A 13,553-nucleotide genomic window follows, 5' to 3' on the forward strand; every position below is an offset into this window, starting at 1 on the left:
TAGGCCTGTCTGTTGCGACCGGCTATTTGGTAGCAGTGTCGTGACTATCTGGTAGCGCTTCAGTGAGTATCTGGTAGCAGCTCGCGGCGCTCGGGGTGATACTTCCGGTAGCCGCACCACTCGGGTGCGGCGCGTACTGGAAGGAGTCCGCTGATGACGGATTACCGTGCGGTGATGACGCTGCTGATTAGGAAGCGTTCTTACCGCCAGATTGAAGACCAGCTCGGGTGCTCGCACCGCGCGATTTCCCGAGCGAACCAAGCGCTGCGAAGCCTTGGCCTGACTACTGCCCAGCAGGTCGCGGCGTTGACGAATGACGAGCTAGACGAGATATTCGTTGATAAACGCACCAGCGGTCAAGGCGAGTTCGTCCCGATTGACTTTGACGCGGTCGTCAAAGCACGCACAGGGCGTGTGAAGCAGACACTGCAAGTATTGTGGGCTCGCTACACCACCACCCCCACCCAGCCGGGCCAGCGTCATTACAGCTACGACCGGTTCCGCCAGCTGGTTGCCTCCCATGTCGATGCGGCCGGGCTTACCGCCCGGATCACCCATGCACCAGGGCATACGATGCAGGTGGACTGGGCAGGGAACAAGATGCGCCTGTACGACCCTGCGGGCACACCGGGTGCGAAAGTCAGCATTTTCGTCGCTTCGCTGCCGTATTCAGGAATGCTGTTTGCTTGTGCGTGTGTTGACCAGCGGCAACAGTCCTGGCTTGATGCACACCGCCAAGCGTTTGACTACTTCGGTGGGGTCTGCCAGGTTGTTGTCCCCGATAACGCGTCGACGGCATCAAACGCAATCAGCACTGCCGATAGGAATCGGAAGGTCAACGACACCTACCAGCAGTTCTTGGAGCACTACAACACAGCAGCACTTCCCACACGCGCGCGTCGGCCGAAGGATAAAGCAAATGTGGAAGCTGCGGTAAAGATCGTCACGCACAAGATCATCCACGCCCTTGAAGACCACCAGTGTGTTGACTTAGATGAGCTCAACGGAAAGATTGTGGGCTTAGTCGATGCGATCAACACCTCCGTGCCGTTTCGCAGTCAGCAGTCAAGCCGCAGGGATCTCTTCGAAGCACACGAGCAGCATCTCCTTGCTGACCTGCCGGCAACCCCGTGGCAACATACCGAGTGGAAGCGTGCGAAAGTAGCCCCGGATTTCCATATCACGGTTGCAACGGTGCGCTACTCCGTTCCGCACCAGCTTGTTGGCCGCACTGTCGATGTGCGCATCACAGGCCAGGTCTTGACCGTCTTTGACCAGGGGACAACCGTGGCAACCCACCAGGTTTCGCATAAGCGTGGGGCCTATGTCACTGACTATGAGCACATTCCATCTGGAATGGACTCCACCCGTGGGCTGTGGACAAGCGATTACTTTTATCGCGAAGCCAGCAAAACCGGCCCGGCAACACGCAAGGTCATCGAAGAACTCATCGCGGCGAAAGCCATCCCGGCCCAGGCGTACCAGTCCTGTAGAAACGTGCTGTCGATGGGCAAACACGGCAACAAACCAATCCTGGAAGAGGCATGCCAGCGCCTGATGGCCAACGACGGCAGCCGACGGGCTGTGTCATATACCGCGGTCAAAAACATGATGGCCGCCATACGCAAAGAACACGCCACCCGGCCCGCGGGTTAGACCAGGCCCCGCGCAGCACCACAGTCAACCAGCCCACCGCCCCTGCAATCACCGACCGGGATACCACCGGCGCGTTTCTCGGCGGTGCAGACCAGTTCAGCATGGACAACCTCGCTAAGAAAGGACACTAAAAGCCCATGTCATCACCAACCCCGCCAGCAGATCGCTTCCTTGACGAGTCCGTCCTGCCCGACTTCACCGCGCTGCGGATGACTGCCTTCGGCAGAAGCGTCATCGACATCGCCAACGATCCCGCATTCGACGCATGGACGTTTTCCCAAAAGGTGCTCTACGCACTCGATAAAGAAGTCGCGGCCAGGCGTGAACGACGCATCAACAAACTGCTAAAAGCATCCCGATCGCCAAACCTTGATGCTTGCCTTGAAAACGTGGTCTGCACGCCTGACCGCAACATCAACCCCGAGCAAGTCAGCAGACTCGCTCACGGACAATGGTGCCACCTGGGCCAAAACATTGTCATCCTGGGCAAATCCTCAGTCGGCAAAACCTACCTCGCCCAAGCCCTGATCACAGCAGCATGCCGCAACGACTACTCCGCACGGTTCTACCGCACCGACATGCTCGCCGCCGAACTGGCAGTCCTCCAACCCGATGACCCCGCACGGCTGAAGTTCATCCAGCACCTCCACGACGTCGACGTCCTGGTCCTCGATGACTTCCTGACCACACCTGTGGATGCCGCGACCGCGCACCAACTTCTCAACATCCTCGCCGGGCGAGAAGGCAAAGTCTCAACGATAGTGACCTCACAATTCACCCCACTGGAGTGGTACAAGTCCATCCCCGACGCCGTGATCTCCGAGTCAATCCTCAACCGACTCGTCTCCGGCGCCGAGATCATCACACTCGAAGGACCAAACATGCGCCTCACCACCAACACATAACCACCAACAACGCCTGAGTAAGACACCGCTACCGGATACTCACTCAGGCGCTACCAGATACTCACCACACCGCTACCATTTCAGTCTTCTGAACACCTGTCGGTCCCATTACGTCACTTATTGCAACTGCGGGTGCCATGGCTCCCCTTCATAAGCATCGTGATTGGTTCCCACAGCGATGGAGGTCGCGAGCATCATCGCCAAGTAGATCAAGGTTGCCGCAATGATTCCCCACATCAGAAGGCCTAGCTCTTTCTTCGGCGAGAAATTGAACTCGCCTGCCAGCTGCGGAATAGAATCAAAGCCCACGAAGGCCCACGGAGCAAAAGCGATGATGGTCGCAGCCGCTGGTGCCGGCGGGACGTCGACGGGGAAAGCTGGTGCAAGCCCCGGGCGCTTGGCGACGTAATAAATCACCATCGACGCCACGATGACCACCACCGCAACAATCATGAGTACAACGGCAAAGAACTGGAACCGAACTGAAAGCGCGCCCCTCATGACCAATTCAGGAAACGTGACGCGGAAGACGAGCGTAACCGCCGACGCATTCAACGCGACGACGCACGAGTACCCCAGCGTCAGCGCCCACCCAGCGATAAACGCGTGAGTCCGGCCAAGCGCTGCCATGGCGAAGGCCACCCCACCACCGGTGAGCGGCAGCGCACGTTTCTGGCAAGTTTAGAGAGTATTGATTAGGCGTACGCCAGATCTAATAGATCAGGGGATGCAACACTATTCGCTACCCCAACTGTGGCCGGTACTTCTCCATAATCGCCTCAATATCGCGGAAAAGAGTTGGCCCATACTTCGGGTGGCGCAAACCAAACTCCACACTCGCTGGGATAAAGCCGGCGGGATTTCCTAGGTCGTGGCGAATACCGTCGTGTACAACAACGTGGACAGGGTGGCCTTCGGAGATAAGCAAATCAATTGCGTCGGTTAACTGAAGCTCTCCCCCCTTCCCCGGAACGATGCGCCGCAGAGCATCAAAAATCGCCCGATCCAACAGGTAGCGCCCAGTAGCCGCTAGATTTGACGGCGCATCCTCCACCGCGGGCTTTTCTACCATGCCCACGACCTTCTTTACGCGGTCATTGTCAGTGCTCTCAATATCAAACACGCCATAGTTGGATACATGGTCGGGCTCCACTTCAACCGCTAGGAGCACCGATCCTCCGCGCTCTTGGCGAACGCGAATCATCTCACTCATAGCAGCAGTGGGCTCGATGACATCATCCGGAAGCATGACGGCAAAGAAATCCTCGTCCTCATCGAGCACCCCCTCAGCCAGGCCTACCGCATGGCCCAACCCCAAAGGCTTGTCCTGCACAACAGCCACCGGCTGAATAATCTGTGCAGCACGCTCAACCTTTACCGCCTGCTCATCCTTGCCACGAGCGCGGAGAGTTTCCACAAGCTCGGGGAACTCATCAAAGTGGCGCATCACTTCGTCTTTGCGGGGCGAGGTTACAATTGCCAATCTCGTCGCGCCGGCCCCCGCGGCCTCCTCCGCAATCATCTCAATACCCGGGGTATCCACAACTGGCAGAAGTTCCTTCGGAACAGTCTTGGTAGCGGGAAGGAAACGCGTACCCATACCAGCTGCGGGGACAACAACAGTGCGGACAGAAGTCAAGTTAGCCATAGAGCAATCTTAGAGGACGTCACATTAACTCTCTGCTTTGGGATAGTCGCGCGATTTTCCCTCTCACGCAGCCATGCTTAGCGACGCCTCGAGCCGCCCCGTTGCGAGTGGCCACGACCTGACGCATCAAGAGCTAACCGCAAAAGTCGTCTTTGCTCGTATGCGAAAAGTCTCCCATTCGCAGACGTTTCTTAACAAAGAACTTTAAGGAAAAGCGCTCTTACTATTTCAAATACTACAAGGAAGACATCTGCGCTTATCCTTCGTTAGCTCAACCGACACCACAAGGAGCCTTGCTGCCAGAATTGACAGCTAACACTAGAAGGAAATCAACACTCATGAGAGGTATTACTACAGTTCTATTGGTCCCCTGTCAGCAAAGATCGCAAGAGAAGCCTGCGGTTGCGATACCAACCACAAGCTGTTAAATGTTCTGCAATTCGAAATCGGTTACTCTACAACCCGTAGGATCCGTTCAACCTTATCTACTCAGGTGGCGCGGCAGTAAACAAGCCCGAGAACCGGCGCGGGAGACTGTCTTAAACTAGGTTCTCCCGCGCCGCCCGAACTTACGAAACGGTGTCATACATCGAATTACCTACGCCGGTTCCTAAAGAAAACTAACTATGGAACACTGTGCGGGATCGGCATGGTCGATGTATAGAGCTCGATAAACCTTTCCATGCGATAGCGATCTTCAACATAGTCTCTACCTACCTTGGCCCGAGCCTTAAAGACCTCGTAGTCTCGACACTCCAAAACATAGTCGCGCATATCTGCCAAGGAATCGAAAATATACTGATTCGGGTACATGTATTCTGCACCAGCCCATGGACGAAGAAGAGTGATGTTTGATGCTGCAAATCCCTCGGCAGCCGCAACGTGAGATCCTTCGGCATCACTAAGCGAAAGAACAAACCCTTTATCTGCCAGTTCGGTCTTTGTGTCGACCCACCCCTGGAAATGAACAGCAGAGCCGAGCCCATTACGCTCAATAAACCGCTCACATTCCGAGAAGTATTCACGTTCGGCCGGATCATTGATGACCCAGCCCAACTCGTCCGGTCGGCGCCCAAACACCGTCAGTGAATAGCGCGGATCTACCTCTTTAAGCTGCCGCAAGAGCTCCAATGCTCTCCTATAGCCTTTACGAATCGGAATGCTTCCAACCATCACAAGATTGAAAACTTTGGCAGGGTCTGAACTAGTCATGTACTCAGACGTCTGGATATAGTTCGGAACATAAGTGACTATTTCCCGATCAAATCCAAAAACAGACTGCGTTTCCTCAAACATTCCAGGAGCAATTGTAATCACTTTATCCACAGCAGCTCTGTCCAGCTGGTTACCATAGTCCTTCGTGGTTTCAAATCTATGGAGCCGAACAGCCAGTGATTGACGTGGATTTTTGTTCTTCGAGTACCAAACTGCATTGCCAAGCATCCATTCGCAGTGGATTGAATCAGCCCATTCGAGCAAGCGGCGGCTTCGCTCTTCATCATGCGAGTCATGCCCAGTCCATTCATCCACGCAAACTTGATAATACTTGGACAGTTCAGGCACAGCCGGAAGAATGAACCGAAGATCATAGCCAGCAATGAGCAGTCGAATCTTAATGGCTTCTTGGAATTCGGCATACTTCCCGTCGAGCACAAAGTCTCTTAGCTGAGCAAAACGTGGACCGTATGTAAAGGCGCGAACCTGCGGTTCAAATTCGTTTAGAAAATCACTTAGACGGCGAAAATCTTCCTCGGCAAAACCGCCTTGGTTATAACGAATCATATTCTGGAACGCAGCTTGAAGAGCAATCTGCCCCCGGAGACCGAAATAGTCAATGCCAATGGTTGAAAGGATGTCTGCCGATCGACGCCAAGCCGATAAGTGATTATCCAACTCACGCTTCTGATACTGCTGAGTACTTGAAGACTTAGTCCCAACCTTTACAGTGTTGTAGCGGAAATCTGGCTCAGCAGAGTATTGAACATTCGCTTTAACCAAAGCCTTATATAAGAAAATGGCATCTTCAGCCAGGCGTAGGTCCTCCGGCCATTCGAGGCCTTCATCCATCATGAACTTCCGCCGATAGAGTCCGCAAACTGTTGTGCTGTGGTACCGGACTACACGCCGCACCCGCTCGATACGCGGCATTGATTCATCCCAATCAGGAATAACGTTCATCTTTAATTCAGAACGTCCGTCGAATCTCAGTAGAGGTGCTCGTACCACATCTGCTTGGGTACGCTCCGCTAATGAAAGCTCAGCCAAGATACCGTCCGCAAGAATCTTGTCATCCGAATCCAAGTGGAACACATACTTGCCCTTTGCAACCTTCAAGGCCTGATTCCTAGGCACAGAAGGGGTACCAGTATTAGCAGGCAGCTGGAAACATGTTACCCAATCTCGGGTAGAGGAGAACTCCAGCACCTTGTCGTATGTGTCATCCGTAGACTTGTCGTCTGCGAAGATAACTTCGAGATCCTCTACATGCTTCTTCAACGCGTCGAGCGATGAAAAGCAATCAAATATTTTACTACTAACGTTGTAGCTTGGGACGATGATACTTAGTAACGGTTCCATTCTTCACCCTGACTTAAACACAGTAAGCTTGCACGTCTTTGCCTTTGACTCGGCTTTCCAAGACTGAAGGCAAACTCAACTGCGATACGAGAAAAGGACTTTCTGCCGGAGTTGAGACTATTCGATAAGTTTGTTCAGTCTTTGTCGAGTCGACTGATGTTCTAGAAACAATAGGCAAATCGATGTACTGACTGTGCAACGCCATCCTCTCTATCGCGGCCTTGTCCAGCCCGCGCTCGAAGAAATCACTGGCATTCACTAGGACGCCATATTCGAAACGATCAAATACCTCGTTGACGGAGCACTCGCCATTGAGCAGAAGCTTTTCAAATACGACTCGGACGCCATGTCTATTCCATTTGGTCAATGCATCGGCGTAAGTAAGGTTATCGACATTGGCGTCAAGAAGGATAACCTTTGGGCCTCGCCAATTGTCCATCAAGGTTAGTGCATCGAAAGCCTTTTCTGCTTCTTCCCAATTAGATGTGGAGACAATAAAAGCCCCCGCCTGCTCGCTCTTCTGATACGAAACTTTCACGGTATCGAGAATCTGCTCAAAACGCTTCTTGTAGGTGTGATCCTTCAAGACCTTTATGAGATTTTTCTCCCTACTGAGGCGCTTTTGCTCTTCGGACAGATTCTTCAGTCCGTCAGGATTCCGATCGAGGTACAGCACGTCGTCTCCAAAGTAATCAAAGACGCCTTCAGAAAAGTTGGAGACAACATATGTATTGCAAGCCATCAGCTCAAAAATCCGTCGAGCGAACATCGTCGGTGATTTCGTCTCGGTGTTGATTGTCATACCGATCTCCGAGCCCTTGTACACCTCGGCGACACGGTCATTTGGAACTGCAGGCTTGATGAAAGTACGGAATTCTTCTGGGTAAAAATGGCTCTCGTCCGAGCCACCGTAGAATCTATCGAAAATCTGTAGGTTAAACTCCGATTCCATCACCGAATTGAACATCCGATCCATCGCGTCACAGCGCGAAGTATGATTCGAATACCAGCCGCCTGCGAAGTTCACGGCTTTACTACGGTCACCGCTTTCGAGGGGATTGAACAGGCGAGGTTGCACTGCAAAGGGCAAAACGTTGACGCTTGGATGAGCATATTCCTTTTTATACCTGTTTACTGATGCCAAATCCGTGGTGAAAATATGATCAAACTTGAGCGCGGTATCTACAAAATTATGCCGCTTGTCGTCATAGTGAGACGGATCCTCTTTATTCCAAAATACAGTAGGAATATTACGGCGTTTACAGTATTCGAGGATATCAAGGAGTTCACGACGATTTTCGTTCGGGAAATTCGACGACGAATAAACCCGCCCCTTCCAAGGACGCGAATCTGAATCAGCACCGCTCCAAGCAGATTCACAAAGGAAGACATCTGGTTGAAAATCATCCATTTGTTCTTTCCACTTCTCAGGAGAGAGGGAAATCATTTCACACTCGTAGCGGAAACAGTTACTTGAAAACTCGTCCAGAATAGCTGCGACTTTAACATCAGTTGCTTTACGTCGTGTATTCCAGGACGTATTCTGCTCAGTCAAACTAATGGTCAAGTCATTACTTATTTCGACCGAGCCTGCCCATCTATGTACCTCTAGTTCCAGAACTTTAGCTTGAACCGGAATCGACAAGGTGACACAATTTTCAAGACGCTCCCCGTCGGCAGCCAAGTATGAGAAATAACCAAACTTGTCACTGTAACTATTAAGAACACGATGTTCGATTTGGTTACCGTACTGGTCGAAAGCAGCGACCGCTAGGACAGCCGCGCGACGCTCTGAGAAGCCATTCGGAGATCCGACAGTGATCCGAACGTCGGCTCGGTTACAATTAGATACTTCCAATGAAGCCTTGAGAGGCTCATTGGCCAGCTCGAGAAAGTCATACGCAGGTAGGTTGGGAGCAATCTTAACACCGAGCTTTCGCACCGTTTGTTTGGGCGTGCGCTGGACAATTCCAATGTCTTCGCCTGAGGTAGGTCTGATCGAGTACTCAGGCCTTTCCCGATTGTCCCTTGCGGAAGTCCGTAAATCAGCTTCCAAAGCTTGCGCTATTTGGACACTGCCATTAGCAGCTCCTTTATTCTCAGGAATACGGGAAGACTTAACCCTAGTAAGCATCTCTAGCGCTTCGGCTTTGGTAAGAAGCCCTGATTCGGCGAGGGCTTGTCGAAGCTCAATCGCAATCTGGGAGCTTCTACCACCCACGCTACGAACCGGCTGAGAGTCCTTAAAGCTTGAGCCCTGCACCGCCCTTTCAGACTCCCACATTTGCAACAGCTTCGCGTTGGTGCGTTGGTTCTGCCGCTCCTGACGTGTAAGGTACGCGACCACACCACCCGCAATGGCAACTCCGCCCAACAACAAAATCGCCAATGTTAATGTTGAGTCAACTTCTGCACGCCCCAGGAGCGCTGCCAAAAGTAGCAGCAGTGTTCCGAAAACGAACAGACCAACATTAAATACAAAAAACTTTGGTTTCTTCACAATCCAGTTTGCCATTCCATGGTTAGCTACGTACGTTGCTTGAATACGATTCTCCCACTGCAAACCCTTTCCGGCAACTCATTCGGTAGACGGATTTGCAGACGATCTCCAAACAACGAAACCCAGTGTGTTTCGTCTTGCCTTATGTTCTACGCCCCATTGGAGCCAATTCTTTTACATAGAACTTCGTCCCACTGAGACATAACCACTTCTTTATCCCATTTGGAAGAGTATTCGCGTGCCCGACTACCCATGGAGGGGAACGCACCCCTTTCTCCGCTTTCAAGAATCGTTTCCACTGCTTTAGCTGTCCCTGTTTCGGACGCAAAAGGACCGAATATATCCTCAACGCCTTCCCTATCCCACAGCAGCGGTACACACCGACTAGCCATTGCTTCTGCAGGCGCAAGATGAAAACTTTCTAGTTCGCTAGGCGATAGAATGTACCCTATTCCTCGATACCAAGAAGCTATGTCTGCGGTGAAACCATCAAACGCAACGTGTTCTTTTAAAGCTCTCGATGAGGCAATACGATTAAAGAACTCTAGGTATAGCTGCTTTTGCAGGGGATCATCCCATACATGGGGGTACTCCCAAGGAAACCTTCCCTTGAACCTAAGTGTGTAGCGGGGATCCTCTCTGATAACTGACTCAATTAAATCTAGAGCCCTATCTGGCCGCTTAAGGAACGGAACATAGCCGACCATTCCAATTGTAAACTCAGCATTGCGGACTTTCGGTCTATCGAAATCGTCTAAATCAATAGAGTTGGGAATTACCGCCGTCTCCACACCCTGCATCCCAAACTTTGCTACAGCCGTTCGCCTGACCCATTCTGAAACAAATATCATTGAGTCGACTCTTTCCCAAAGGACCTGATCCATCCAAGGTCCTTCAAGCTCAAAACGGTGAAGCCTTGAAACGAGTTGAGTCGATGGCTGGCAATTCTTCGAGTACCATTCAAGCGCTGGACCAGCCCACTCACAAAATACCACGTCAGCCCATTCAACGAGCTCCTCGCTTAGGAGTTCGTCGTGTTCGTGGAGGGTCTTCCAGGGGTCCTGCCTCACCTCGTACCTATCCGATCGCATTAAGTGCTCCATCAATTCACCCATAAATTTTAGGTCATGAGATGCTACGACAATACGGACCGGCCCCTCCACAAAATCTGGGTCCGGCACTGGGGTATCGATTGCGCGCGAAAAAGCACGTTCTAAGCGGCTAATGGCAGCCCTCATCGAAAAATGCTCGCTTGCACGCCACGCAGCAGTCTGCGCCTTTGAAAGCTCGGGCAACGCAGAAACGATCCTCTGCGCAATGGTGCTTATCGTATCTACAGCGTCGACAAAGAAGGGGTATCCTTCCCCCCAAATCTCACAATGGTCTTGAGTGCGATTGATCAACGGCGCTGCGCTAGCCGCCCCATATTCCAAAGCCTTGGTTGATACTTCCAAGCTAGAATCTAAATTTTCGGTTCTACAACCATACCCAATATCTGAATTACCAATGCGTTTGATTACTTCGTCTCGTGGCAGTACTCCATACCATTTGACGCCACTTGATGGATCAGAGTCAGCCTCCTCAAGAGCACGGCGCATTGTATGCTCCCACTCCGGAGCAGCTGAACCACCATCAATTTTTGCGACGATCACTTCTAGGGTCGCAGGGACTCCCAGCTTTCCGAGTTCTCGGGGTAGCTCCAACATCTCTAATGTGCGCCATCCTGAAGCGAGTTTTCCCGCGTAAACGATTCGCAACGGACGACGTCCATTGTAGGCGTCTTTTTCATCGGGAGACGAGAATGCTTCATCGGGAATCATCGGCGGCATGAGAACCGTCTTTCCAGCAGAAAGCGGGACCACTGCTTCCCAATAAGAACGAGCTGCCTCGGTTTGAGCAAATATTCGGCAGGAAGAACGAGCAATCTGTTCCAATTGAGAGATATTAGATACAGAAAGCTTATCAGTAGGGTACGGAATATCTGTAACATATGCCCACAAAAGCGGCGCCAGACCGTCGATCCTGCTTATTTCATAGCAAATGCTTAAACCACGTGCAATGACGATAGTTGCTGATTGTTCCTCAACTATCTTCTGCAAAAATGCAGCGGCCTTTTCCGGGGCCATTCCTTTGCTAGCAGTACAATCTTCCGGTTCATAAATGGAGACATTATTAATCCCGACTAGCGATTGGAGCAGTGTATCGTTTTCAACTTGACATTTTAGGACTAGATGCACGCGGTCAACGATGTGCGAAAGTACACGCGCTAGCGATACGAGCCAAGTTGATGAGCCATCGACTATGTTTGCGTTTACATCTCCATATAAAACAACAGAGTTCATTTCCTATCCGCCCCTAAGAGCTCAGCAATTTTGGTGAGTACCGGAAGATTGACATCTTCACCCCACCCCCATCTCGGCTTTCCATTCGTGACTACCACCGTTGCTAGTTCTCTCAATTCATTAGAAAAATGATCACGGGCTGCTGCCTGCACGACAATGACGACTACCCCAACTTGTTTTGCTTTGCGAATGTAACTGGCCAACGCGGAAAAACTCTTGGTAGCTTGTGTGTTCAGAGTCCCAGCCCAAAGTCCCCTTTGAAGCTCTTCTTCATCGATGACTAAATACGCAGTCAGCGGATGCGGCTCCCCAAGCTGGTGAGGTGCGAAGAACCGCCGGACGTTCCCGAGTGGACTGAGCCCAGATTCAATTGTTGCGGATCCTATTAATTCAATGCCGCGGCTCCGTGCGGAAGAATCAGCATCCATCAACCCTTTCAAAATCTCAAAGCCATCGCTTTCCATCGTTTGCTCAGCTGCTATACGACCCGGCTGGTGAGATGTAGGCCTCCCCACTATTTTCACTGACGGAACTGCCCCAGGTGCAAAGAATAGTCCATTGTTTGCGGCGTCACTTCTTTCTTCAATCATGCCCGGAGAGAGGTACTGTTGGTTCAACGCCCTTAAGACTCTCTTTTGGTTCCCTTGTCGTTGTGGCTCCTCGTTGGCAAGCATTTCCGCAATCAAACTTTCCAAATGCTGGATCCGCCTCAAAGCGTCGCGGCCAGTACCTTCGGACTTCTTAGACGAAGAAATCCACATTGCAGTTAAGAAGAGCCCAATGACTAGAGCCAACAAAAATATAGCTTTTCGGCAGTAACCATCCTCAATGACAATCGTAATCGCCAACAACCCTGCTACCGCTACACAAAGGATTGTCATCCCACGACCGCGCTGGAAAAATTCAACCACGCCGTAACCTCATTCTTAGTCTCCCGTTGCTCAGTTCCTGCCTCTTTTCAAAACTAGCGGCAGTCACGGGGTTGAGTACCACATGTTTCTAGGTCTTCAATTACGGTGCTCGATCTAACATTATCAGTGGGGCCTTATACAGCTTGGCAAGTTCCTCGATATACTGATGAGCGGGGTCTTTGTTTTCACGCCCCATCAGCTTCGCCCATTCCCGATATTGGGATGCAACAATGTCAGTATGACCATCAGCAATAATGCGGCCTTTAGAGATCCAGATTGCTCGATCACAGTTCCGCTCTACCTCGCCGAGTGCGTGAGACACTAAAAAGAGATTTCCGGCACGATCTAATAGCTCATGCATCCTAGCGGAAGCCTTAGCTCCAAATGCCGCATCACCAGTTGACAGGGCCTCGTCAATCATTAGAATGTCGGGACGCACTGCTGTGGAAATAGCAAACGACAGGCGGGCCGACATTCCAGATGAATAGGTTTTCATTGGCCGTTTAATCGCTTCGCCCAGTTCGGTCCATTCCGCGATCTCACTGATTTGAAGCCTCGCGTCCTTTGGGCTCATCCCCAGTGCCAGACAACCCAAATAGATATTATGTTCACCAGAAAGGTCCGGCTGTAGAGCTGGAGACACTCCCATAAGCGTGGGTTGAGAACGCGTGAGAATACGCCCAGAGGTGGGGGCTAAACCACCTGCAATCATGCTTAGCAACGTCGACTTTCCCGAGCCATTCAGCCCAATAATTCCGATTGACTCGCCGGGAAGTGCAATTAGTGAAGCACCGACTATTGCGTCAACCACAGTTTTTCCACGGCCGACGCGCGTCATGCTCGCGTCTGAGGAACGCCCCTGGCTAATCACATATCGCTTCGACACATTATCAACAACTACGTTCGCCTGTTCAATGTAATTGATGTCTATTTCAGGCTTCATTTCAGCATCTTGCTTCCTACGCTTATACATCTTCGAACTATCTACTCAATTTGTGTTTTTCTGCAGAGGCT

Annotated in this window: 9 protein-coding genes; 2 read left to right on the top strand and 7 right to left on the bottom strand. The window is 51.5% G+C overall.

Going from position 1 to position 13,553, the window contains the following annotated elements:
- Positions 1-153 precede the first annotated feature (153 nt).
- Both istA and R3O64_RS09180 read left to right on the top strand, forming a co-directional pair.
- Positions 154-1,656 (top strand): IS21 family transposase, encoded by a 1,503-nt coding sequence (gene istA / locus R3O64_RS09175; protein WP_339016744.1) that lies wholly within the window; start codon positions 154-156, stop codon positions 1,654-1,656.
- Between the two features lie 137 nt (positions 1,657-1,793).
- Complete coding sequence (locus R3O64_RS09180; RefSeq protein WP_070624366.1) at positions 1,794-2,561, top strand: ATP-binding protein; 768 nt, start codon at positions 1,794-1,796, stop codon at positions 2,559-2,561.
- 117 nt (positions 2,562-2,678) lie between these two features.
- Here R3O64_RS09180 and R3O64_RS09185 read toward each other — a convergent pair whose 3' ends face one another.
- From R3O64_RS09185 to R3O64_RS09215, 7 genes are all read right to left on the bottom strand, one after another.
- Positions 2,679-3,191 (bottom strand): hypothetical protein, encoded by a 513-nt coding sequence (locus R3O64_RS09185; protein WP_339016745.1) that lies wholly within the window; start codon positions 3,189-3,191, stop codon positions 2,679-2,681.
- A gap of 112 nt (positions 3,192-3,303) precedes the next feature.
- Entirely contained in the window at positions 3,304-4,209 is a 906-nt protein-coding gene (locus tag R3O64_RS09190; RefSeq protein WP_250224272.1) for a UTP--glucose-1-phosphate uridylyltransferase, read from the bottom strand.
- A 624-nt stretch (positions 4,210-4,833) separates the two neighbouring features.
- A complete protein-coding gene (locus tag R3O64_RS09195; RefSeq protein WP_339016746.1) occupies positions 4,834-6,786 on the bottom strand; it encodes a glycosyltransferase in 1,953 nt (650 codons plus the stop codon).
- Between the two features lie 13 nt (positions 6,787-6,799).
- Positions 6,800-9,301, bottom strand: coding sequence for a CgeB family protein (locus tag R3O64_RS09200; protein WP_339016747.1), 2,502 nt, complete (start codon positions 9,299-9,301; stop codon positions 6,800-6,802).
- 134 nt (positions 9,302-9,435) lie between these two features.
- Positions 9,436-11,628, bottom strand: a complete 2,193-nt coding sequence (locus tag R3O64_RS09205; protein WP_250224269.1) for a glycosyltransferase — start codon at positions 11,626-11,628, stop codon at positions 9,436-9,438.
- Positions 11,625-12,539, bottom strand: coding sequence for a hypothetical protein (locus R3O64_RS09210; protein WP_339016748.1), 915 nt, complete (start codon positions 12,537-12,539; stop codon positions 11,625-11,627). Before R3O64_RS09210 ends, R3O64_RS09205 begins: the two co-directional genes overlap by 4 nt.
- Before the next feature lie 100 nt (positions 12,540-12,639).
- Complete coding sequence (locus R3O64_RS09215) at positions 12,640-13,512, bottom strand: ABC transporter ATP-binding protein (protein ID WP_339016749.1); 873 nt, start codon at positions 13,510-13,512, stop codon at positions 12,640-12,642.
- Positions 13,513-13,553 lie beyond the last annotated feature (41 nt).

Source organism: Corynebacterium hesseae (assembly GCF_037850265.1).
Taxonomy (GTDB): Bacteria; Actinomycetota; Actinomycetes; order Mycobacteriales; family Mycobacteriaceae; genus Corynebacterium; species Corynebacterium hesseae.